At 73.1% G+C, this 21,890-nt stretch carries 19 protein-coding genes and 2 pseudogenes; 12 read left to right on the forward strand and 9 right to left on the reverse strand.

Annotated features, from left to right (window positions below; all coding sequences use genetic code 11):
- The first annotated feature begins 14 nt into the window (after positions 1-14).
- The 4 genes from N5I75_RS07725 to N5I75_RS07740 all read left to right on the forward strand — a co-directional run bounded on the left by N5I75_RS07725 (position 15) and on the right by N5I75_RS07740 (position 5,803).
- The gene (locus tag N5I75_RS07725) at positions 15-1,526 is read left to right on the forward strand and encodes a cobyric acid synthase (protein ID WP_476676959.1); all 1,512 of its coding nucleotides are present in this window, start codon (positions 15-17) and stop codon (positions 1,524-1,526) included.
- Between the two features lie 163 nt (positions 1,527-1,689).
- Positions 1,690-3,789 carry a putative cobaltochelatase gene (locus N5I75_RS07730; RefSeq protein WP_476675650.1) on the forward strand — a complete coding sequence of 700 codons (2,100 nt, stop codon included), beginning with the start codon at positions 1,690-1,692 and terminating at the stop codon, positions 3,787-3,789.
- The gene (cobO, locus tag N5I75_RS07735; RefSeq protein WP_476675652.1) at positions 3,789-4,388 is read left to right on the forward strand and encodes a cob(I)yrinic acid a,c-diamide adenosyltransferase; all 600 of its coding nucleotides are present in this window, start codon (positions 3,789-3,791) and stop codon (positions 4,386-4,388) included. Before N5I75_RS07730 ends, cobO begins: the two co-directional genes overlap by 1 nt.
- Positions 4,382-5,803, forward strand: a complete 1,422-nt coding sequence (locus tag N5I75_RS07740; protein WP_476675653.1) for a cobyrinate a,c-diamide synthase — start codon at positions 4,382-4,384, stop codon at positions 5,801-5,803. The genes cobO and N5I75_RS07740 overlap by 7 nt, the downstream gene beginning before the upstream one ends.
- A 2-nt stretch (positions 5,804-5,805) precedes the next feature.
- Here the strand turns inward: N5I75_RS07740 and N5I75_RS07745 are convergent, their stop codons facing one another.
- Positions 5,806-6,537: a ZIP family metal transporter gene (locus N5I75_RS07745; protein ID WP_476675655.1), complete on the reverse strand. Its 732-nt coding sequence runs from the start codon at positions 6,535-6,537 to the stop codon at positions 5,806-5,808.
- A 6-nt stretch (positions 6,538-6,543) separates the two neighbouring features.
- On the opposite strand from N5I75_RS07745, the gene N5I75_RS07750 reads away from it, so the two are divergent.
- The 3 genes and pseudogenes from N5I75_RS07750 (at position 6,544) to cobC (ending at position 8,420) form a co-directional block, all read left to right on the forward strand.
- Positions 6,544-6,975: a cobalamin biosynthesis protein gene (locus N5I75_RS07750; protein ID WP_476675657.1), complete on the forward strand. Its 432-nt coding sequence runs from the start codon at positions 6,544-6,546 to the stop codon at positions 6,973-6,975.
- A 101-nt stretch (positions 6,976-7,076) separates the two neighbouring features.
- A pseudogene (locus N5I75_RS07755) lies at positions 7,077-7,250 on the forward strand (CbiX/SirB N-terminal domain-containing protein); the annotation flags it as partial.
- An 81-nt stretch (positions 7,251-7,331) separates the two neighbouring features.
- Positions 7,332-8,420, forward strand: coding sequence for an Rv2231c family pyridoxal phosphate-dependent protein CobC (gene cobC, locus N5I75_RS07760; protein ID WP_476676960.1), 1,089 nt, complete (start codon positions 7,332-7,334; stop codon positions 8,418-8,420).
- 198 nt (positions 8,421-8,618) lie between these two features.
- On the opposite strand, the gene N5I75_RS07765 is transcribed toward cobC, so the two are convergent.
- Complete coding sequence (locus tag N5I75_RS07765) at positions 8,619-9,563, reverse strand: SCO1860 family LAETG-anchored protein (protein WP_476675659.1); 945 nt, start codon at positions 9,561-9,563, stop codon at positions 8,619-8,621.
- A 297-nt stretch (positions 9,564-9,860) separates the two neighbouring features.
- A complete protein-coding gene (locus tag N5I75_RS07770) occupies positions 9,861-10,964 on the reverse strand; it encodes an amidohydrolase family protein (RefSeq protein WP_476675661.1) in 1,104 nt (367 codons plus the stop codon).
- 51 nt (positions 10,965-11,015) lie between these two features.
- Here N5I75_RS07770 and N5I75_RS07775 point away from each other — a divergent pair.
- The 5 genes and pseudogenes from N5I75_RS07775 to thpD form a co-directional block, all read left to right on the forward strand.
- Positions 11,016-12,161, forward strand: a pseudogene (locus N5I75_RS07775) (pyridoxal-phosphate-dependent aminotransferase family protein); the annotation flags it as partial.
- Between the two features lie 393 nt (positions 12,162-12,554).
- Positions 12,555-13,067, forward strand: a complete 513-nt coding sequence (gene ectA, locus N5I75_RS07780) for a diaminobutyrate acetyltransferase (RefSeq protein ID WP_476675663.1) — start codon at positions 12,555-12,557, stop codon at positions 13,065-13,067.
- Between the two features lie 73 nt (positions 13,068-13,140).
- Positions 13,141-14,412 (forward strand): diaminobutyrate--2-oxoglutarate transaminase, encoded by a 1,272-nt coding sequence (gene ectB, locus N5I75_RS07785; RefSeq protein WP_476675665.1) that lies wholly within the window; start codon positions 13,141-13,143, stop codon positions 14,410-14,412.
- Positions 14,413-14,454: 42 nt separating this feature from the next.
- Positions 14,455-14,859 (forward strand): ectoine synthase, encoded by a 405-nt coding sequence (locus N5I75_RS07790; protein ID WP_476675667.1) that lies wholly within the window; start codon positions 14,455-14,457, stop codon positions 14,857-14,859.
- A gap of 5 nt (positions 14,860-14,864) precedes the next feature.
- The gene (thpD, locus tag N5I75_RS07795; RefSeq protein ID WP_476675669.1) at positions 14,865-15,770 is read left to right on the forward strand and encodes an ectoine hydroxylase; all 906 of its coding nucleotides are present in this window, start codon (positions 14,865-14,867) and stop codon (positions 15,768-15,770) included.
- Between the two features lie 72 nt (positions 15,771-15,842).
- Here thpD and N5I75_RS07800 read toward each other — a convergent pair whose 3' ends face one another.
- From N5I75_RS07800 to N5I75_RS07825, 6 genes are all read right to left on the reverse strand, one after another.
- Positions 15,843-16,904 carry a maleylpyruvate isomerase family mycothiol-dependent enzyme gene (locus N5I75_RS07800; RefSeq protein WP_476675671.1) on the reverse strand — a complete coding sequence of 354 codons (1,062 nt, stop codon included), beginning with the start codon at positions 16,902-16,904 and terminating at the stop codon, positions 15,843-15,845.
- Entirely contained in the window at positions 16,904-17,515 is a 612-nt protein-coding gene (locus N5I75_RS07805) for a sigma-70 family RNA polymerase sigma factor (protein ID WP_476675673.1), read from the reverse strand. The genes N5I75_RS07800 and N5I75_RS07805 overlap by 1 nt, the downstream gene beginning before the upstream one ends.
- An 84-nt stretch (positions 17,516-17,599) precedes the next feature.
- The gene (locus tag N5I75_RS07810; protein ID WP_476675675.1) at positions 17,600-18,793 is read right to left on the reverse strand and encodes an aminotransferase class V-fold PLP-dependent enzyme; all 1,194 of its coding nucleotides are present in this window, start codon (positions 18,791-18,793) and stop codon (positions 17,600-17,602) included.
- 66 nt (positions 18,794-18,859) lie between these two features.
- Positions 18,860-19,576, reverse strand: a complete 717-nt coding sequence (locus N5I75_RS07815; protein ID WP_476675677.1) for a DsbA family oxidoreductase — start codon at positions 19,574-19,576, stop codon at positions 18,860-18,862.
- 75 nt (positions 19,577-19,651) lie between these two features.
- Positions 19,652-20,263: a DUF1349 domain-containing protein gene (locus N5I75_RS07820; RefSeq protein WP_476675679.1), complete on the reverse strand. Its 612-nt coding sequence runs from the start codon at positions 20,261-20,263 to the stop codon at positions 19,652-19,654.
- Between the two features lie 5 nt (positions 20,264-20,268).
- The gene (locus N5I75_RS07825) at positions 20,269-21,801 is read right to left on the reverse strand and encodes an aldehyde dehydrogenase (NADP(+)) (protein WP_476675681.1); all 1,533 of its coding nucleotides are present in this window, start codon (positions 21,799-21,801) and stop codon (positions 20,269-20,271) included.
- Positions 21,802-21,890: the final 89 nt, after the last annotated feature.

The following is a 21,890-nucleotide window of genomic DNA, read 5'->3' on the forward strand; positions in this document are numbered from 1 at the left end:
CCCTGAGCAGGTCGATGACAAGGGGCGGGCTGCTCGTCGCGGGCACGACCTCCGACGCGGGCAAGAGCGTGGTCACGGCGGGGATCTGCCGGTGGCTCGTACGGCAGGGCGTGAAGGTCGCGCCGTTCAAGGGGCAGAACATGTCCCTCAACTCGTTCGTGACGCGCGAGGGCGCCGAGATCGGCCGGGCGCAGGCCATGCAGGCGCAGGCCGCCCGCGTCGAGCCGACCGCGCTGATGAACCCGGTGCTGCTCAAGCCCGGCAGCGATCGCAGCAGCCAGGTCGTGCTCATGGGCAAGCCCGTCGGCGAGATGAGTGCGCGCGGCTACCACGGGGCCCGGCAGGGCGCGCTGCTCGACACCGTCGTGGGGTGCCTGGAGGAGTTGCGGGGCAGTCATGACGCTGTGATCTGTGAAGGCGCCGGCTCCCCCGCCGAGATCAACCTGCGCCGTACCGACATCGTGAACATGGGCATCGCGCGGGCGGCCCGGCTGCCCGTGCTCGTCGTCGGCGACATCGACCGCGGCGGTGTCTTCGCCTCCTTCTTCGGCACGACGGCGCTGCTCGCGCCGGAGGACCAGGAGCTGCTCGCCGGATATCTGGTGAACAAGTTCCGGGGCGACGTCAGCCTGCTCGAACCGGGTCTGGACATGCTCAAGTCCCTGACGGGACGCGCGACTTACGGGGTCCTCCCCTATCAGCACGGGCTCGGCATCGACGAGGAGGACGGCCTCCGGGTGTCGATGCGGGGCGCGGTGCGCGAGTCCGTCGTGGCGCCGCCGGTCGGCGCCGACGTGCTGCGGGTCGCCGTGTGCGCGGTGCCGCTGATGTCGAACTTCACGGACGTCGACGCGCTGGCCGCCGAGCCGGGCGTCGTGGTCCGCTTCGTGGACCGCGCGGAGGAGCTGGTCGACGCCGATCTGGTGGTCGTGCCCGGGACGCGGGGCACGGTCCGAGCACTGGAGTGGCTGCGGGAGCGCGGGCTCGCGGACGCGCTCGCCCGGCGGGCCGCCGAGGGGCGCCCCGTACTCGGCATCTGCGGCGGGTTCCAGCTCCTCGGGGAGCGCATCGAGGACGAGGTCGAGTCCCGGGCCGGTGTCGTGGACGGGCTCGGGCTGCTTCCCGTACGGGTGCGGTTCGCGCGCGAGAAGACGCTTGCGCGGCCGGTGGGTGAGGCGCTCGGCGAGCACGTCGAGGGGTACGAGATCCATCACGGCGTCGCCGATGTCCTCGGCGGGGACCCGTTCCTGGACGGGTGTCGGGTGGGGGCCGTGTGGGGGACGCACTGGCACGGGTCTCTGGAGTCGGACGGGTTCCGGCGGGCGTTTCTGCGGGCTGTCGCCGATGCGGCCGGGCGGGGGTTCGTGCCTGCGGCCGACACGTCGTTCGCCGCGTTGCGGGAGGAGCAGCTCGATCGGCTGGGGGATCTGATCGAGCGGGCCGCGGACACGGATGCGTTGTGGCGGTTGATCGAGGGGGGCGCGCCGAAGGGGCTGCCGTTCGTTCCGCCCGGAGCGCCGTCGTGAGCGGGGGTCTTGTGAGTCGCCCCCGTCGCCCCTTCCCGTCCCGTCCCCGGGGGCTGCGCCCCCGGACCCCCATGCGTTCGTTCGCACGTGCGGGTGCGTTTGGGCTTGGCGCGCCGTTCCCCGCGCCCCTAGGCAGTTCTTGTTCACCGGAGGTTGATCGCTGATGGCCCATCCGTATCCGTTCACCGCGCTCGTCGGGCAGGACGATCTACGGCTCGCTCTTCTGCTCAACGCCGTCTCGCCCGCCGTCGGCGGGGTGCTCGTGCGCGGGGAGAAGGGGACCGCCAAGTCCACCGCCGTACGCGCCCTCTCCGCGCTGCTGCCCGACGTGGACGTCGTTCCCGGGTGCCGGTTCTCCTGCGCGCCGGGGGCGCCCGACCCGCAGTGCCCGGACGGGCCGCACGAGGTCGGGCCCGGCGTGCGGCGGGCCGCGCGGATGGTCGAGCTGCCCGTCGGCGCCTCCGAGGACCGGCTCGTCGGCGCGCTCGACATCGAGCGGGCGCTCGCCGAGGGCGTCAAGGCCTTCGAACCGGGCCTCCTCGCGGACGCGCACCGCGGCATCCTCTACGTCGACGAGGTCAACCTCCTCCACGACCACCTGGTCGACCTGCTGCTCGACGCCGCCGCGATGGGCGCCTCGTACGTGGAGCGCGAGGGCGTCTCCGTACGGCACGCCGCGCGTTTCCTCCTCGTCGGGACGATGAACCCCGAGGAGGGCGAGCTGCGGCCGCAGCTGCTCGACCGGTTCGGGCTCACCGTCGAGGTCGCCGCGTCCCGCGAACCGGAACAGCGCGTCGAGGTCGTCAAGCGCCGCCTCGCGTACGACGACGACCCCGACAGGTTCGCCGCGCGCTTCGCCGGCGAGGAGGCGGAGGTGCGTGAGCGGATCGCCGCCGCGCGGGCCCTGCTGCCCCAAGTGCGCCTGGGAGATGGCGCCTTGACCCGGATCGCCGCGACCTGCGCCGCCTTCGAGGTCGACGGCATGCGGGCCGACATCGTCATGGCCAGGACCGCGACCGCGCTCGCCGCGTGGGCGGGGCGCACCGATGTGCTCGCCGAGGACGTGCGGCAGGCCGCGCTGCTCGCGCTGCCGCACCGGCGCCGCCGCAACCCGTTCGACGCGCCCGGCCTCGACGAGGACAAGCTCGACGAGACGCTGGACGAGTTCGGCCCGGACGACGACCCGGAGCCCGAGGGGCCGGACGACCAGGGCCCCGATGACGGCGGCCCCGAGGGCGGGCCCGACGGGGGGCCTGACGGCGGCAGTGGGATGCCGCCGCAGAACGGGCCCGAGCAGGACGCCCCCACCGAGCAGGACGCCCCCCGCCCGCAGGCGGAGTCCGGCCCGCAGGAAGCCCCCGAGACACCGGCGGCGCCCCCCGCACCCGGCCAGGCGGCGCAGGAGCAGCGCCCCGTCTCCCCCGGCGAACCCTTCCGTACGAAGATGCTGAGCGTCCCAGGCTTGGGTGAGGGCGCCGCCGGGCGCCGGTCCCGGGCGCGGACCGAGCACGGGCGCACGACGGGTGCCGTCCGGCCCCGGGGCGCCCTGACCAAGCTGCACCTGGCCGCCACCGTGCACGCGGCGGCGCCGCACCAGCGGGCGCGCGGGCGGTCGGGCCCCGGGCTCGTCGTGCGCCGCGACGACCTGCGGCAGGCGACGCGCGAGGGCCGCGAGGGGAACCTGGTCCTCTTCGTCGTGGACGCCTCGGGGTCGATGGCCGCGCGGCAGCGGATGGGCGCCGTGAAGGGCGCCGTCCTCTCCCTCCTCCTCGACGCCTACCAGCGGCGCGACAAGGTCGGGCTCGTGACGTTCCGCGGGACCGGCGCCGAGGTGGCGCTGCCTCCGACGTCGAGCGTGGACACGGCCGCCGCGCGTCTGGAGACGCTGCCTACCGGTGGGCGTACGCCGCTGGCCGCCGGGCTGCTCACGGCGCACGAGGTGCTGCGCGTGGAGCGGCTGCGGGACCCGGCGCGCCGCCCGCTGATGGTCGTCGTCACCGACGGGCGGGCCACGGGCGGGCCCGAGCCGGTGAAGCTGGCGGGCCGGGCGGCCGGGCTGCACGCCGCCGAGGGCATCGCGTCCGTGGTCGTCGACTGCGAGTCGGGCATGGTCCGGCTCGGGCTCGCCGCGCAGCTCGCGGGTGAGCTGGGCGGCACCGCCGTCACCCTTGACGAGCTGCGCGCGGACGCCATCGCCGGGCTCGTCAAGGACGTACAGGGACAGCGACGGACAACGAACCAGACCCGCAGGAGGGCCGCCTGATGCCACAGGGACAGCCGAGTGTCGTACCGGACGACGGACTGACGACGCGGCAGCGCCGCAACCGTCCGCTGGTGTTCGTGCACACGGGCGTCGGCAAGGGGAAGTCGACGGCCGCCTTCGGGCTCGCCCTGCGCGCCTGGAACCAGGGCTGGCCGATCGGGGTGTTCCAGTTCGTCAAGTCGGCGAAGTGGAAGGTCGGCGAGGAGAACGCGCTCAAGGTGCTCGGCGCCTCCGGCGAGGGCGGCACCGTCGACTGGCACAAGATGGGCGAGGGCTGGTCCTGGGTCCAGCGCGACGACCAGGCCGACAACGAGGAGAAGGCCCGCGAGGGCTGGGAGCAGGTCAAGCGCGACCTGGCCGCCGAGACGTACAAGCTGTACGTGCTCGACGAGTTCGCCTACCCGCTGCACTGGGGCTGGATCGACGTGGAGGAAGTGGTGGAGGTGCTGCGGGACCGGCCCGGTACGCAGCACGTCGTCATCACGGGCCGCAACGCGCCGGAGAAGCTGGTCGAGTTCGCCGACCTCGTGACCGACATGTCGAAGGTGAAGCACCCGATGGACACGGGCCAGAAGGGCCAGCGGGGCATCGAGTGGTGACGTCCGCATCCGCCGTACCCCGCCTGGTCGTCGCCGCGCCCGCGTCCGGGTCCGGCAAGACGACCGTGGCCACGGGCCTGATGGCCGCGTTCGCCGAGCGCGGCCTCGCCGTGTCGCCGCACAAGGTCGGTCCCGACTACATCGACCCGGGCTACCACGCCCTCGCGACCGGCCGTCCGGGCCGCAACCTGGACGCGTACATGTGCGGCCCCGACCTCGTCGGCCCGCTGTTCGCGCACGGCGCGCAAGGCTGCGACCTGGCCGTGGTCGAAGGCGTGATGGGCCTCTTCGACGGAGTCTCCGGGCAGGGCGAACTCGCCTCGACCGCGCACGTCGCCAAGCTGCTCAAGGCGCCGGTCGTGCTGGTCGTCGACGCGTCGTCGCAGTCCCGCTCGGTGGCGGCGCTCGTGCACGGCTTCGCCTCCTTCGACCCTGAGGTCCGCCTCGCGGGCATCATCCTCAACAAGGTCGGCTCGGACCGCCACGAACAGCTGCTCCGCGAGGCGTTGGAGGAGGTCGGCGTCCCGGTGTACGGGGCTCTGCGCCGCGCCCCGCAAGTGGAGACGCCCTCCCGCCACTTGGGCCTGGTCCCGGTGGCGGAGCGGAGCGCGGGCGCGGTGGAGTCGGTACGGGCGGCGGCGGCAATGGTCCGCGAGGGCTGCGATCTGGAGGGCCTGCTGACGCTGGCGAAGACGGCCCCGCCCCTGTCCGAGGAGGCGTGGAGTCCAGCTCGCTCAGGGGCGCGGGACTGTGCCGATCAGCGGCTCCGCCGCGGGGCGCGACCAGCCACGACGCCGCCGCACCCGCCGACGAAACCGATCGTGGCAGTAGCAGGAGGCGCAGCCTTCACCTTCTCGTACGCGGAGCACACGGAACTGCTCGCGGCGGCAGGCGCCCAGGTGGAAACGTTCGACCCCCTGAACGACGAACATCTTCCGGAGGGCACCGCCGCGATCGTCATAGGCGGTGGCTTCCCCGAGGTGTACGCCCCCGAACTCTCGGCGAACAACCAGCTCCGCAAGGCCGTAGCGGAGCTGGCCCGCACGGGCGCCCCCGTCGTCGCGGAGTGCGCGGGCCTCCTGTACCTGGCCAGATCCCTCGACGGCCAGGAGATGTGCGGGGTACTGGACGCCGACGCCCGGATGACGAAGCGGCTGACGCTCGGCTACCGGGACGCGGTCGCCGTCTCCGACAGCGTGCTTGCCCCGGCGGGGACGCGGCTGCGCGGCCACGAGTTCCACCGGACCGTCCTCGAACCGGGCGCGGGCCCGTCCCCGGCGTGGGGCATGCGGCTCCCGGAGCCGCGCGTCGAGGGCTTCGTACAGCAGGGTGTGCACGCCAGTTATCTGCACACGCACTGGGCGGCGCTGCCGGACATCGCCCGGCGTCTCGTGGACCGGTGCGCCGCGCCATGACCTCAGCCCGCGACGCCCACGACGAGCCAGATGAACGCCGCGCCCGCGACCGTGCACAGCAGGGTGGAACGGGCCGGGTGGTCGTGGTGGGCCTCGGGCAGGATCTCGGCGGCGGCCAGGTAGAGCAGGACGCCGCCGAAGAAGCCGAGATAGCCGCCGAGCAGTTGCTCCGGAATGGTGAACAGGAGCGTGGAGGCGGCACCGACGACGGGCGCCGCCGCGTCGGCCAGGAGCATGATCGTCGCCTTGCGGCGGGCGTTCCCGTACAGGCGCGTGATCGTGTATGTGTTGAAGCCGTCGGCGAAGTCGTGGGCGATCACCGCGAGGGCCACGGCGACGCCCATGCCGCCGCCGACCTGGAACGCGGCGCCGATCGCGATGCCGTCCATCATGCTGTGCCCGACCATCGCCCCGGCCGCCGTGAGGCCCACCTCGGGGGCCCGGCCGCCCTCGTGCCCGCCCGCGCCGTGGGCGGCCTGGCGCTGGGCGAGGAGGTGTTCGAGGACGTGCGCGGCGAGGAACCCGGCGACGAAGAGCAGCAGCGCGGCGGGCACCCCGAAGACCGGCCCGTCGGCCGCGTCGAGCGCCTCCGGAAGCAGGTCGAGGCCGACGACCCCGAGCATGAGGCCGCCCGCGAGTCCGAGCACCAGATGACGCCGGTCGGTGACCCTCCTCGCGGTCCAGCCGCCGACCAGGGTCATCACAAAGGCGCCGAGCGCCACGAACACCGCCATGCGCCTTTGCTAACCCATCCGGTACCCCCGGCGCACGTCGTGGTCGGGGTCGGCGCGCGTGCCGGGGTCTCCGCCGAGGAGGTTCTCGGGCTCGTCCGGGCCGTCCTCGACGAGGCCGGTGCCGGTCCTGACGGCGTCGCCGCCCTCGCGACCGTCGAGGCGAAGGGCCGGGAGCCTGGGCTCGTGGCGGCGGCGTCGAGGCTCGGGGTGCCGCTGTTGTCGTACGCGGCCGAGCTCCTGGCCGACGTTTTGGTGCCGCATCCGTCGGACCGGGTGGACGCGGTCGCCGGTACGCCCTCGGTCGCGGAGGCGGCGGCGCTGGCCGCGTCCCGGGGGGAGCTGGTCGTGCCGAAGCGGGTCTCCCGCGGGCGGGTGACCTGCGCGGTGGCCGCCCTCGGTCCCGGCCGCCCCTTCGTCCCTCTGGTCCCCCGTCACTAGGAGTCCGATCCGTGCTCACCCCTCCCCCGGCCCTGCTCGCCGCCCTGGCGCAGTGCGCCGACCGCTTCCCGTCCGGGCGGGACGACGTGGTGGTCCTGCTCGTGGGGCGCGGCTCCTCCGACCCCGTCGTCAACGCCGAACTCAGCGCCGCCGCACGGCTGTTGTGGGAGGACGGCGGCTTCGCCGGGGTCGAGACGGCGTTCGTCTCGGGTGCCGTGCCGGATGTGGCCTCCGGGCTCGACCGGTGCGCCGCGCTCGGGGCGCGACGGATCGTCGTGCAGCCGTACGGGGATGTCGACCCGGGCGCGTTCTGGGCGGAGGCCCAGGGGTGGGGCGGTGCGCGTCCTGACGTGGAGGTGCGGCTCGGGGCCTCCCCCGTACCGGCGGGCGAGGAGAGCGGGCCCGATCTGCGGCATCACGGGGACGCCGAGGTGCGGGACGACGGCGAGAAGCTGGTCGACCTCGCCGTGAACGTCCGCACCGGGACGCCGCCCGCGTGGCTGCGGGAGCACATCGCCGCTTCCCTGGAGGGGCTCGCGGCGTACCCGGACGGGCGCGCGGCCCGCGCGGCGGTCGCCGCCCGGCACGGGGTGCCTCCGGAGCGGGTGCTGCTCACGGCCGGGGCCGCGGAGGCGTTCGTGCTGCTCGCGCGGGCGCTCGGGGTGCGGCGGCCCGTTGTCGTCCACCCGCAGTTCACGGAGCCGGAGGCGGCGCTCGCCGACGCGGGGCACTCCGTGGGGCGGGTTCTGCTGCCGGAGTCCGACGGGTTCCGGCTCGACGCGGCGCTCGTGCCCGAGGAGGCGGATCTCGTCGTCGTGGGCAATCCGACGAACCCGACGTCGGTTCTGCATCCCGCCGAGGAGATCGTCCGGATCGCGCGGCCGGGGCGGGTGCTCGTGGTCGACGAGGCGTTCATGGACGCGGTGCCGGGTGAGCGGGAAGCCCTGGCCGGGCGGGTCGATGTGCCGGGGCTCGTGGTGTTGCGGAGTCTGACGAAGACGTGGGGGCTCGCGGGGCTCCGGGTGGGGTACGTGCTCGCCGAGCCGGGGATCATCGCGGCGCTTGAGCGGGCGCAGCCGTTGTGGCCGGTGTCCTCCCCCGCGCTGGTCGCTGCGCGGGCGTGTGTGTCCGGGCGGGGGGTCGCCGAGGCGGAGGAGGCGGCTCGGGCTGTTGCCGCGGACCGGGCGTATCTGGTGGGGCTGTTGGAGGGGCTGGCCGGGTTCGGGGTGGAGGTGGCCGGGCCTGCGGAGGGGCCGTTCGTGCTCGTGCGGGTGGACCGGGCGGGTGCGGTGCGGGAGGTGTTGCGGGGGGTCGGGTTCGCTGTACGGCGGGGGGACACGTTTCCGGGGCTGGGGCGGGACTGGGTGCGGGTCGCTGTGCGGGATCGGGGCACCAGTGCGGAGTTTGTGGGGCGGTTGAAGGGGGTTCTGGGGTCCCTCGGGTGAGGGGGCTGGGGGATCGCCTCGGCGCCGTTGTGTGGACCGCCGTCGGCGGGTGCTTGTGCGTCGTGGCTGGGCGCGCCGTTCCCCGCGCCCCTGACGGGGCACCTTCCCGGTGGCACGCCGCGGGTCTCGTCGTTGTTGCTCGCGCCGTTCCCCGCGCCCCTGACGGGGCGCCGGTTGCCCGGCGCCCCGCTTTTCGGGTTACGCCCTCGCTCGGTTCCTGCGGGTCAGGGCCAGGGCGCCGCCGCCCGCTGCGACCAGGAGGACCGCGCCGCCCGCGATGTACGGGGTTGCCGAGCTGCCGCCCGTTTCGGCCAGGTCCGCGGGGGGCTCCTCCTTGCCGCCCTGGGGGATCACCGTGTCGGGGGACGGGGTGGAGACCACCGGGGTCTCCTTCTCGGGGGCGGGGGGCTTCGGGGACTCGCAGGTGGCGCCGGCCAGGGTGACCTCGCCGTCGACCTCGGCGACGTTCAGCTTCAGCGGGTTGACCGAGACCTTGAGCCGGAGCGCGGAGGCCGCCGCCGTGCGGGAGGTCGTCGAGGTGGAGGAGAGGGCCAGGGAGACCTCGCCGACGCCCGGGACCTTGACCTCCGTCGTGCCGCCCGCCGTCAGCGTGACCTTCTTGCCGAGGACCGTGACCGAGCCGAGCAGATTCGATTCCGCAACCGGCTTCCTCCCCGCCTCGCACAGCGCCTTGGACGTGACCTGGTCCACCTCGATCAGGGAGAGGAGAGGAAGGCCCGGCACGTGCACCTTGGCGTGGACGAGCTGGGTGAAGCCCTCCGCCTTCTTCGCGTCGACGGTCGCCCTGGCCTTGGCCACGTCCGCGCGCAGCACGTTGAACGGGCGGCCGTTGTCGACGCCGTCCAGGTTGACGGTCAGCGCGGTCTTCTCGGCGCTCGCGGGGGCCTGCACCTCGTTCAGCGCGACCTTGAGGGGGACGTTCACCGTCTTGTTGAGGAGCGAGACGTCCAGGCCCGTGCGGAGCACGACCGCGCCGGCCTTGCCGCCGTGGTCGCCCGTCGCCGCGGCGGGGGACGCGGTGGCGAGCACGGCGGGGGCTGCGGCGAGCACGGTCGCGACGGCCGTCGCGGCGAGGCGGCGGGCGGGCGTGCGCGGAGCGGTGGTGACAGTGGAGCTGGGCATGCTGGTGGGACCCCCAGGAGAGGACAGAACGGGACAGGTCCGCCGAGGGGCGCGCACAGGGACAGCACGGGCGCCGCCGACGGTGTCGACTGGTCATCGATGAGGAGATCTTTACGCACGAAGAGTGAACGGGGGCCGACAGGCGGTGAGTTCACCCCATCGGGCGGTTTTAGCGCACGCCTTCGAATCTTGCGGCTCGCTTGTTCCCTGCCGCCACTCTGTCGTGGTCCATCACGGGGGCGCGGCCAAGTGCTGTGCAACGAGCGGCGCCCGCCCGGGTAACGCCCCGTCAACGCCTCACCCGACCACCTTTCCCCGCAGCACGATCCTGCGCGGAGCGGCCAGGACCCGTACGTCCTCGCGCGGGTCCGACCCGTACACCACCAGGTCCGCCGGGGCGCCCTCCGCCAGGGCGGGGCGGCCGAGCCAGGCGCGGGCGCCCCAGGCCGTCGCCGAGAGGGCCTCCACCGGGGGGATGCCCGCCTTGACCAGTTCGGCGACCTCGCCCGCGACGAGGCCGTGGGCGAGCGAGCCGCCCGCGTCCGTGCCCACGTAGACCGGGATGCCCGCGTCGTAGGCGTTGCGGACCGTGTCGTAACGGCGGTCGTACAAGCGGCGCATGTGGGCCGACCAGCGCGGGAACTTCTCCTCGCCGCCCTTGGCGAGGTCCGGGAACGTGGCGATGTTGACCAGGGTCGGGACGATCGCCACGCCGCGCTCCGCGAAGAGCGGGATCAGGTCGTCGGTGAGGCCCGTGGCGTGCTCGATGCAGTCGATGCCCGCCTCGACGAGGTCGCGCAGCGAGTCCTCGGCGAAGCAGTGGGCGGTGACGCGGGCCCCGAGCCGGTGCGCCTCGGCGATGGCCGACTCGACGGCGCCGCGCGGCCAGCAGGCGCCGAGGTCGCCGGTGGAGCGGTCGATCCAGTCGCCGACGAGCTTGACCCAGCCGTCGCCGCGCCGGGCCTCCCGGGCCACGTAGGCGGTGAGGTCCTCGGGTTCGATCTCATGGGCGTAGTTGCGGATGTAACGGCGGGTGCGGGCGATGTGCCGGCCCGCGCGGATGATCCTCGGCAGGTCCTCGCGGTCGTCGATCCAGCGGGTGTCGGACGGCGAGCCCGCGTCGCGCAGGAGCAGCGTGCCGTGGTCGCGGTCGGTCAGCGCCTGCTTCTCGGCGGTCTCGGCCGGGACGGGGCCGTGGGCGTCGAGGCCGACATGGCAGTGGGCGTCGACCAGGCCGGGCAGCGCCCAGCCGTGCACCGTCGTCACGTCCAGGCCCGGGGTGCGCGGGCGGTCGTAGGTGACCTTGCCGTCGATCACCCACAGTTCGTCGCGTACGTCATCGGGTCCGGTCAGGACCCGTCCGGTCACGTGCAGCGCCCCCGCCGGGCTCGGCTCACTCATGCGCGAAGCCTATGAGCGGGGTCGGTACGCTCGACAGCGGCATCCGCCCGAACCCCTGAGCATCTGTCCGAACCCGTGAGCGAAGAGAGCACCACCGTGACGCATCCGTTTCTCGATCTGGCCCCCCTGAGCGCCGAGCACTTCGCCGCCGTCGAGGACCGTGTGGCCCGCCTTCTGGAGACTTCCCAGGACGTCGTAATCATGCAGGGTGAGGCGCTGCTCCCCCTTGAGGGCGCGATCCGTGGCGCCGCCGGGCCCGGCACCGTCGCGCTGAACGTGATCACGGGCCCGTACGGGCAGACCTTCGGCGACTGGCTGCGCGACTGCGGGGCCACCGTGCACGACCTGGCGGTGCCCTTCCACACGGCGGTGACGGCCGGGCAGATCCGGGAGGCGTTCGTCGCCCACCCCGACATCGACTTCGTCTCGCTCGTGCACGCGGAGGCGGCGACCGGCAACACCAACCCCGTCGCCGAGATCGGCGAGGTGGTGCGGGAGCACGGCGCGCTGTTCTACCTGGACGCGGTGGCGTCGATCGCCGCCGAGCCGGTGCTGCCGGACGCGTGGGGCGTGGACCTGTGCGTGATCGGCGCGCAGAAGGCGATGGGCGGCCCGGCCGGGGTCTCGGCCGTGTCGGTGAGCGCGCGGGCCTGGGAGCGGATGGCCGCCAACCCGCAGGCGCCGCGCCACTCCTACCTCTCCCTGCTCGACTGGAAGCAGCGCTGGATCGACGGCGGCCGGAAGGCGCTGCTGCACGCGCCCGCGCAGTTGGAGATGCTCGCCCTCGAGGCGTGCGTGGAGCGGATCGAGAGCGAGGGGCTCGACGCGCTGATGGCCCGTCACGCGAGCGCCGCGGCGGCGACCCGGGCCGGAACGCTCGCCCTCGGCGGCGGACTTGAGCCGTACGTGCACGAGGCGCGGGACGCCGCGCCGGTCGCCACGACGCTGCGGGCGCCCGCCGGGACGGACGCGCGCGAGCTGGTCGCGAAGGCGCTCGCCGCCGACCCGGTGCTGCCGCTCGTGGCGGGCGGCGGCGCGCTGGCGAAGGAGATGATCCGGGTCAACCACTACGGCCCGCAGGCGACGCGCGGTGTCGTGCAGTCCTCGCTCGCCGCGCTCGGCGGGGCGCTCGCGGAGGCCGGGTGCACGGTGGACCTGGAGGGGGCCCGCAGGGCGGTCGCCGCCGCCTGGGCATAACCGGAAGCGCATTCCGCAATTCCGCCGTCCACAAACCGGCGCCGCCCCGAAAAGGGCGGCGCTTTTCTTTGTCTCCGCGCGATTGATCGAATGGCATTCTTCAGGTAATTATCAGAGCAGCTTCCCGTACTGCTTCTGCCCGCTTCCCGGGAACGTAAACACTAAGATTTCAACAACACGAGACGGCGCAATCCGGACACCTGTCTGACCAGGCAGAATGGTGTGACGTACTCCACACGGGCTGCACTATGCCCGCTTTTGTCCGTGGCAAATCGGTATATTTCACCGGCTGCTCCTGCGCGTGCTCACCTGCGCGCGATAACACAGATCGCCGCGCCACGTAACCCCGCTCGCAGATGCAATCGCAGAAATTGCTGGGTAAATTCAATTTGCATGACCGCCGTACAAGCGAAATTCCAGCTCGACCAGCCCGGCGTGGCCGACGGTGCCGCGATCTGGCGTATCGCACGTGACTCGAAGGTGCTCGACCTGAACTCGTCCTACAGCTATCTGCTCTGGTGCCGTGACTTCGCCGCCACCTCGGCGGTGGCGCGGGACGAGGACGGCGAGGTCGCCGGGTTCGTCACCGGGTACACACGGCCGGACCGACCGGGCACTCTGGTCGTATGGCAGATAGCCGTGGACTCCGCCCACCGCGGGCACGGTCTGGCCGGCGAACTCCTGGACGGTCTGGCCGCGAGGGTCGTCGCCGAGCGGCAGGTCACCACCGTCGAGACGACGATCACCCCGGACAACGAGGCGTCGCAGGCGCTGTTCCGCTCCTTCGCCCGCAGGCACGGGGCCGGCGTGGAGCGCACCGTCCTGTTCGACGCCGGACTCTTCCCCGACGACGGACACCTCCCCGAAGAGCTGTACCGGATCGGGCCGCTCGCGCCCGCCGCCTGACCGGCCGAGCCCCACAAGCCGAAGCCTTGCAAGCCGAACCCCCGCTACTCCCCTCCCAAGAGGAGCTTTCGCTGTGACCATCACCCAGCCGGACCTGAGCGTCTTCGAGACCCTTGAGTCGGAGGTGCGCAGCTACTGCCGCGGCTGGCCCACCGTCTTCGACCGGGCCCACGGCAGCCGTATGTACGACGAGGACGGCCACGAGTACCTGGACTTCTTCGCGGGCGCAGGGTCGCTCAACTACGGCCACAACAACCCCGTGCTGAAACGCGCGCTCATCGACTACTTGGAGCGCGACGGCGTCACGCACGGCCTGGACATGTCGACGACGGCGAAGCGCAACTTCCTGGAGTCCTTCCAGAACATCATCCTGCGCCCGCGCGACCTGCCCTACAAGGTCATGTTCCCGGGCCCGACGGGCACCAACGCCGTCGAGTCCGCGCTGAAGCTGGCCCGCAAGGTCAAGGGCCGCGAGTCGATCGTGTCCTTCACCAACGCCTTCCACGGCATGTCGCTGGGCTCGCTGGCGGTGACCGGCAACGCGTTCAAGCGGGCCGGCGCGGGCATCCCGCTCGTGCACGGCACGCCGATGCCGTTCGACAACTACCTGGACGGGCAGACCCCGGACTTCATCTGGTTCGAGCGGCTCCTCGCCGACCAGGGCTCGGGCCTGAACCAGCCCGCCGCCGTGATCGTCGAGACGGTCCAGGGCGAGGGCGGCATCAACGTCGCCCGCGCCGAGTGGCTGCGCAAGCTCGCCGACGTCTGCGAGCGCTGGGACATGCTGCTCATCGTCGACGACATCCAGATGGGCTGCGGCCGCACCGGTGCCTTCTTCTCCTTCGAGGAGGCGGGCATCGTCCCGGACATCGTGACCGTGTCGAAGTCCATCAGCGGGTACGGGCTCCCCATGTCCCTGTGCCTGTTCAAGCCGGAGCACGACGTCTGGGAGCCCGGCGAGCACAACGGCACGTTCCGCGGCAACAACCCCGCGTTCGTGACGGCCGCCGCCGCCCTGGAGACCTACTGGACCGACGGTCCGGCCATGGAGAAGCAGACGCTCGCCCGCGGCCAGCAGATCGAGGAGGCGCTCGGCGCGCTGCGCGACGAGTTCCGCGACGAGACCGTGCAGTACCGCGGCCGCGGCCTGGTCTGGGGCCTGGAATTCCGCGACAAGGACCGGGCGGGCAAGGTCGCCAAGCGCGCCTTCGAGCTCGGCCTGCTGATCGAGACCTCCGGCCCGAACAGCGAGGTCGTCAAGCTCCTCCCGGCGCTGACGATCACGCCCGACGAGCTGGAAGAGGGGCTGCGCACGCTCACCAGGGCCGTGCGCGAGACCGCCTGACATCCCTTCAGGGAACGCAACAAAGAGAGGCAGCGACCCACCGTGATTGTCCGTTCGTTCAAGGAGATCGAGAACACCGACCGGCACGTGAAGGCGGCGTCCGGCACGTGGGAGACCAAGCGCATCGTCCTCGCCAAGGAGAAGGTCGGCTTCTCCCTGCACGAGACGATTCTCTACGCGGGCACGGAGACGAAGATGTGGTACAAGAACCACATCGAGGCCGTACTCTGCGTCGAGGGCGAGGCCGAGCTCACCAACGAGGAGACCGGCGAGAAGCACTGGATCGAGCCGGGCACCATGTACCTCCTGAACGGCCACGAGCACCACACGCTGCGCCCCAAGACCGACTTCCGCTGCGTGTGCGTGTTCAATCCGCCCGTGACCGGGCGGGAGGACCACGACGAGCACGGCGCCTACCCGCTGCTGACCGAGGACGAGGAGGCCTGATCCCCATGACCGCCATCTCTGTGGACCACCGCATCGCCGATCTGTACCCGACCCGCGGCACCTCGGAGGTGGCCACCCCGCGCGTCGACCCGGTCGTCTGGTCGGCGCCGGGGACCCGGGGCCCGATCCGCGAGTCCGACCTCGCGGGCTTCGAGCGGGACGGCTTCCTCGCGATCGACGAGCTGATCGGCGCGGACGAGATCGGCACCTACCAGGCCGAGCTCCAGCGGCTGATCACCGATCCGGCGATCAAGGCCGACGAGCGCTCCATCGTCGAGCCGAAGTCGCAGGACGTGCGCTCCGTCTTCGAGGTGCACAAGATCAGCGAGGTGTTCGCGAACCTGGTGCGCGACGAGCGCGTCGTGGGCCGGGCCCGGCAGATCCTCGGCTCGGACGTCTACGTCCACCAGTCGCGGATCAACGTCAAGCCCGGTTTCGGGGCGAGCGGCTTCTACTGGCACTCGGACTTCGAGACCTGGCACGCCGAGGACGGCCTCGCGAACATGCGGACGGTGTCCGTCTCCATCGCCCTGACGGAGAACTACGACACCAACGGCGGCCTCATGATCATGCCGGGGTCGCACAAGACGTTCCTCGGCTGCGCGGGCGAGACGCCGAAGGACAACTACAAGAAGTCGCTGCAGATGCAGGACGCGGGCATCCCCTCCAACGAGGCGCTGTCCAAGTTCGCCGACGCGCACGGCATCAAGCTGTTCACCGGCAAGGCGGGCTCGGCGACCTGGTTCGACTGCAACGCCATGCACGGCTCGGGCGACAACATCACGCCCTACCCGCGCTCGAACGTCTTCATCGTGTTCAACAGCGTGGAGAACGAGGCGGTGGAGCCGTTCGCGGCGCCCGTACGCCGCCCGGAGTTCATCGGGGCGCGGGACTTCACCCCGGTGAAGTGACGCCACCGCGCGCATGAGTGGGGCGGGACCGGTGACCGGTCCCGCCCCACTGCTGTGCGGGCTCAGGGGAGTTCAGAGCCAGGCGAGTCGGGCCGCCTCGTCGAGGACGGTGCGCACGGCCCCGTCGTCGCCCCGCGCGGCCATGGGCACGGTGTGAGCGGCGACGCGGCCGCCGATGAGGTGGCAGAAGTCGACGGCGTCCAGGGTGAGTTCGGCGCGTACGGGTTCGCCCTCCGCGCCGAGGACCCACTCCGTGGAGCGGCCCGCGTCGGTGACGGTCAGGGCGACCGGTTCGGCGGCGGTGCCGAGCGCGAGGCCGAGGATGCGGACGCCGAGCCGCACCAGGCGCCACAGGTGGCCGACGGGCGGCGGGGGCACCGGACGGCCCAGGGCGCGCCCGATGTCGTCGGCGTGGATCCACGCCTCGAAGGCGCGGACCAGGAAGTGGTCGGCGACGGGCAGCCGCGCCCCGACCAGCGTCGCGGGCAGCGCCGCCACTTCGGGGTCGTGCGCGGCCGGGGTCGCGAGCAGCGCGGCGGCCTGCGCGCGCCAGGTGGCGACCGTGGCCTGCGGAGTGCGGCTCCGCTCGTGGGCGATGACCCTGTGGGTGCGGGTGGCCCAGGCCGTGCGCCAGCCGGTGTCCTGCGGGGCCGTCGGTCCCGGCGGCGGCTCGTTGGCCGGGAGACCCAGGTGGACGGCGAGGTGCTCGTCGGCGGCGATGAGGTGGGCGACCGTGTCCCGCACGGTCCAGTCGTGCACGACGGGCGTGCGCCAGACGTCCGGGTCCGGCGCGGCGTCGGGCTCGGGGTCGAGTTCGGCGAGGAGCGCCTGGAGCGCGGCGACGGCGGCGGCGTAGGGCTCGGCGTGCGGGGCGGTGCGGGGCACGGCCGGGCGGCCGCCGAGGACGCGGGCCAGGATGTCGTCGCCCGCGCCGCGGGGGGTGGTGTCCAGGTTCTCCATCGGGCCGTCCAACAGTCGTACGGTCTCTCGCAACCGCTCCGCCTCCGCCGCGCACTCCGGGCAGCGCGCGAGGTGTTCGGGGACGGCGCGCTCCTCGTCGGCGGGCAGGGCGTGGACGGCCCAGGCGCCGAGGAGGTCGCAGATCGCCGCGTGGTCGTAGGCGTCGGTCGCCATCACGCGCTCCTTTCCGTGGCCGGGTCCGGGGGGTCGGCCAGGGTCTCGGCCAGCCGGTGCAGGGCCGTGCGCAGCCGGGTCTTCGCGGTGCCCTCGGGGATGCCGAGTTCGGCCGCCGCCTGACGGTACGTCCGTCCGGCGAAGTACGCCAAGTGGACCACCTGCCGCTGGGGCAGCGGGAGTTCGGCGAGGGCGGAGTGGAGCAGGAGGGCGCGTTCGCGGTCCACGACCCGCTCGTCGGGGCCGGGGTCCTGCGCCGGGATGGCGTGCAGGACCTCGTCGTCGGCGGTGGCCGCCTTGCGGTGTCTGGCCTCGCTGCGCACCCAGTCGACGGCGCGGCGGTGGGCCAGCATCGTCAGCCAGGTGCGCAGGGTGCCGCGGCGCTCGTCGTAGGCGTAGGGCCGGGCCCACAGGTGGGCGAAGACCTCCTGGGCGACGTCGTCGGCGGCGCCGGCCTGGCGGGTCACCCGGACCGCGACTCCGCGCACGAGCCCGCCGTAGGTGTCGTACACCTCGGTGAGCGCGGTCTCGTCGCCGTAGACCAGCCGCCGGTGCAGCTCGGCGTCGGCCGTCGGCTCTGCCCCGTGCTTGGTCCCCTGCTCGCCGGCCACCGGCACCACCACCTCGTCACTGCCTTCCTAGCGTCCGGCGGGCCCGCGCGCCAGGTGTGGCGGCGCGGCAGTGACGAGGGGTGGTCAGTGGGACAGAGCGGTCAGGAGCCGGTCGACGTCCTCGGCCGTGTTGTAGAGGTGGAAGGCGGCCCTCAGGTTGCCCGCGCGGTCCGCGACCTCGATGCCCGCCGTACGCAACTCCCCCTTTTTCGCGCCGAGTTCGGGGACGGAGACGATCGGGGAGCCGGGCGCGGGGACCGGTGTGCGGCCGAGGTCGGCGAGGCCCGCGCGGAAGCGGTCGGCGAGCGCCAGGTCGTGGGCGCGGACGGCGTCCGGGCCGAGCTCCTCGATCAGGGCGAGGGACTGGCGTGCCGCGGTGTACGCGAGGAGGCTCGGCGCCTCGTCGAACCGGCGCCCGGAGCGGGCGGGTTCGGTGACGGGCCCGTAGCAGCTGTCCATCGGGACCTCGCCGGAGACGTAGCCGCCGAAGACCGGCCGCAGCTCGTCCGGGTCCTCGGGGCCGACGAAGAAGGCGGTGCCGCGCGGGCAGGAGAGCCACTTGTAGGCGACGGCGGAGAGGTAGTCGGCGCCGACCTCCTCCAGCGGGTACCAGCCCACGGCCTGCGAGGCGTCGACGTAGAGGCGGGCGCCGTGGGCGCGGGTCGCCTCGCGCAGGGCGGCCAGGTCGGCGACGCGGCCGTCGGCGGACTGCACGGCGCTGACGGCGACGAGCGCGGTGTCCGGACCGACGGACTCGGCGAGCGCGTCCAGCGGGACGACGCGGACCTTGAGGTCGCCCCGGACGTGGAACGGGTTGACGGTGGAGCTGAAGTCGTTCTCCGCGGTGAGGACCTCGGCGCCCGGGGGCAGCGACGCGGCGACCAGGCCGCCGTAGACCGCGACGGACGCGCCGGCCGCGACCCGCGCCACCGGGGCCCCGGTTATCCGTGCGAAGGAGGCGCGGGCCTCCTCCACGTCGGCGAAGAGCGCGTCGAGCGGGCGGCCCGCCGCCATGGTGTCGACGGCGATGCGCACCGCGTCGGCCGCGCGTGCGGGCAGCACCCCGAAACTTGCGGTGTTCAGATAGGTGCCGTCCGGGTGGTACTGGGCGCGGACGAGATCAAGGTCGAGCGCGGGTTCCGGCGGGAGGTCCAGGGCGGGGACGTCGGGCTGGTGATCGTGGAGGGGCGGGTGCGCGGACTCGGGTGTGGTCGGGTGCGCGGACTCGTGCGGGGTCGCGTGCGCGGACTCGTGCGTGGTCTCACCAGTGGTCTGCATGACCTCACTGTGCCCGAGCGGGTGTGCGACCACGCCCCTTTTTCGATCAGCCCCTCCCCCCGGGGTTCAGCTCTGCGGGACCGCGCATCCGTCGGGCCCGCACGCGTCGCCGCCGTCCGCGCTGTCGATCACCGTCAGCGGGGAGCGGCTCTCCCACGCCTGGGTCAGGGCCTGCGTGAAGACCTCGGCGGGCTGGGCGCCGGAGACGCCGAACTTGCGGTCGAGGACGAAGAAGGGGACGCCGTTGGCGCCCAGCGCGGCGGCCTCGCGCTCGTCGGCGCGGACCTCGTCGGCGTACCGCTCGGGGTCGGCGAGCACGGCGCGGACCTCGGCCTCGTCGAGACCGGCGTCGACGGCGAGGCGGACCACGTGCTCCTCGTCGGCGAAGACGGAGCCCTGCTCGGCGAAGTTCCCCCGGTACAGCGCGTCGATCATGGCGTCCTGGACGCCCTTCTCGTGCGCGAGGTGCAGCAGGCGGTGCAGGTCGAAGCTGTTGCCGTAGTCGCGGCCCTCGGTGAGGTAGGGCAGGCCGAGCGCCTGCGCCTGCTGTCCGAGCCCCTGCTCGTTGGCGGCGGCCTGCTCCTCGCTGATGCCGTACTTCTTCGCGATGTGCGGGACGACGAGCCCGGTGTCGCCCATGGCAATGGTCGGGTCCAGCTCGAAGGAGCGGTGCACGACCTCGACCTGGTCCTTGTGCGGGAAGGCGTCGAGGGCCTGCTCGAACCGGGACTTGCCGATGTAGCAGAACGGGCAGTTGATGTCGGTCCAGATCTCGACGCGCATGGGGTCTCTCGCTCCAGTGGATACGTACGGCGCAGGGGGTGCCCTGCGCCGTACGTCAACCGGCCGCAGCCGTGGCTAATTCCCGTCCCGCAGGTCCTTCGGCGCGCCGGGGCGCAGTTCGATGCGGTCGAAGGAGACCTCGCACCCCTCCCCCGTCGGCGACTGCGCGAGGAAGCCGACCTGCGCCGCCGCCGCGGACTCCTCGTCGCCGAGGGCGAAGACGCGGACGAAGGTCCACTGCTCGCCGTCGGTGGAGGCGTGGAAGGCGAACGCGGTGCCGGTGCGGGTGATCCGCAGCCACACCGTGTTCCCGGGGACCACGAAGGAGTTCGCGTCGTCGGAGCGGCCGCGCGTCACGACCGTGCAGATCGTGGGCTCGTCCGGGGAGCGCTCGTAGCAGAGCTTGGCCCACTCCCGCTCCCCCACGTGCAGGTAGAGGACGCCCGCGTCGAACGCCGCCGCGAAGCCGACGGTCACGCGGGCGATCAGCTGGAAGTCGCCCTCGGGCGCGGCGCCGAGGAGGCGGGGCGCGTCGGAGGCGGGTTCGAGCGCGTCGCCGGCCGGGGGCACGAAGCGGTCCTGGCGGGCGCCCGCGCGGCCGGTGAGCACGCCGTCCGCGTAGGCCCAGTGCCCCTCGGGACCGTGGGCGTGCAGCGGGAAGGGCAGCTCGGGCAGGTGGAGTGTCATGATCGTCAGTTTTCCAGGCGGCCGTTGTAGCGGCGCGGCAGGCCCAGCGGGTTGTCGTCGCGCAGCTCCGGAGGCAGCAGCGCCTCGGGCGTCGTCTGGTACGAGACCGGGCGCAGCCAGCGCTCGATGGCCGTGCCGCCGACGGAGGTGGAGGTGGAGGTCGTCGCCGGGTAGGGGCCGCCGTGATGCTGGGCGGGGGCGACGGCGACGCCGGTCGGCCAGCCGTTGACCAGGACGCGCCCTGCCAGCGGGGTCAGCTCGGCGAGGATCTCGGTGCCGCGCCCCTCACCGGCGGCCTCCTCGGCGGAGAGCTGGACGGTGGCGGTGAGGTTGCCGGGCAGGCGGGAGAGGACAGCGGTGATCTCGTCGGCGCTCTCGTAGCGGGCGACGACGGTGACCGGGCCGAAGCACTCCTCCAGGAGCAGGTCGTGCTCCGAGCCCTCGACGGCGAGCTTCGTGGCCGGGACGGTGAGGAAGCCGGGGCTGACGGTGTGCTCGCCGCCCGCGCCGGGCGTCACCGGCGCCTCGACGTCCGGGAGCTGTGCGCGCTCGGCGACGCCCGCGACGAAGTTGTCCCGCATCCGGTGGTCGAGGAGCACGCCCCCGGCGGTGTCGCTGACGGCGGCGGTCAGGGACTTGACCAGTGCGTCGCCCGCGTCGCCGCTCGGCGCGAACACCAGGCCGGGCTTGACGCAGAACTGGCCGACGCCGAGGGTCATGGAGCCCGCGAGGCCCGTACCGATCTGCTCGGGGCGCTCGGTGGCGGCTGCCTCGGTGATCACGACGGGGTTGAGGGAGCCCAGCTCGCCGTGGAACGGGATCGGCACCGGGCGGGCCGCCGCGGCATCGAACAGCGCGCGCCCGCCGCGTACGGAACCGGTGAACCCGGCGGCGGCGATCAGCGGGTGCTTGACCAGCTCGACGCCCGCCTCGAAGCCGTGCACGAGTCCGAGCACGCCCTCCGGGATGTCGTGCCGGGCGGCGGCGCGGCGGAGGACGGAGGCGACCAGCTCGGAGGTGGCGGGGTGGTCCGGGTGGGCCTTGACGACGACGGGGCAGCCCGCGGCGAGCGCGCTCGCGGTGTCGCCGCCGGGGACGGAGAAGGCGAAGGGGAAGTTCGACGCGGAGTAGACGGCGACGACGCCCAGCGGGATCTTGTAGCGGCGCAGGTCCGGGATGGGCGGGGTGGCCGTGTCGTCGGGGTGGTCGATGACGACGCCGAGGAAGGCGCCCTCGTCGACGATGCTCGCGAACGCGCGCAACTGGAAGCTCGTCCGGGCGAGTTCACCGCCGAGCCGGACGGGGCCGAGGGCGGTCTCCGCGTCGGCGGCCTCGACCAGGTGGTCCTTGGACTCGTCGAGCAGATCGGCGGCGGTGCGCAGGAAAGCGGCGCGCACGGTCCGGTCCTTCAGGGCGGAACGGGCGTCGTGGGCGGCGCGGACCGCCTGGTCCACCTCCTGGGCCGTGGCCTCGGTCGCGACCTGTTCCCGCTGCTTCCCGGTTCGGGGGTCGACACTCCAGACTGGTGCTGCTGCCACGGCGAATTCCTCCAGCTTTTCCCGCGGCTCGCCGGACGAGCCACGAGAGTCGTTCGATATACTGAACGCTGTCTCTGTCGATGAACTCT

The organism is Streptomyces sp. R818 (assembly GCF_056172735.1).

Coding starts and splice junctions, on each gene's coding strand:
- N5I75_RS07725 (WP_476676959.1), top strand. CDS start 15: ATGACAAGGGGCGGGCTGCTCGTCGCGGGCACGACCTCCGACGCGGGC.
- N5I75_RS07730 (WP_476675650.1), top strand. CDS start 1,690: ATGGCCCATCCGTATCCGTTCACCGCGCTCGTCGGGCAGGACGATCTA.
- cobO (WP_476675652.1), top strand. CDS start 3,789: ATGCCACAGGGACAGCCGAGTGTCGTACCGGACGACGGACTGACGACG.
- N5I75_RS07745 (WP_476675655.1), bottom strand. CDS start 6,537: ATGGCGGTGTTCGTGGCGCTCGGCGCCTTTGTGATGACCCTGGTCGGC.
- N5I75_RS07765 (WP_476675659.1), bottom strand. CDS start 9,563: ATGCCCAGCTCCACTGTCACCACCGCTCCGCGCACGCCCGCCCGCCGC.
- N5I75_RS07770 (WP_476675661.1), bottom strand. CDS start 10,964: ATGAGTGAGCCGAGCCCGGCGGGGGCGCTGCACGTGACCGGACGGGTC.
- ectA (WP_476675663.1), top strand. CDS start 12,555: ATGACCGCCGTACAAGCGAAATTCCAGCTCGACCAGCCCGGCGTGGCC.
- thpD (WP_476675669.1), top strand. CDS start 14,865: ATGACCGCCATCTCTGTGGACCACCGCATCGCCGATCTGTACCCGACC.
- N5I75_RS07800 (WP_476675671.1), bottom strand. CDS start 16,904: ATGGCGACCGACGCCTACGACCACGCGGCGATCTGCGACCTCCTCGGC.
- N5I75_RS07810 (WP_476675675.1), bottom strand. CDS start 18,793: ATGCAGACCACTGGTGAGACCACGCACGAGTCCGCGCACGCGACCCCG.
- N5I75_RS07815 (WP_476675677.1), bottom strand. CDS start 19,576: ATGCGCGTCGAGATCTGGACCGACATCAACTGCCCGTTCTGCTACATC.
- N5I75_RS07820 (WP_476675679.1), bottom strand. CDS start 20,263: ATGACACTCCACCTGCCCGAGCTGCCCTTCCCGCTGCACGCCCACGGT.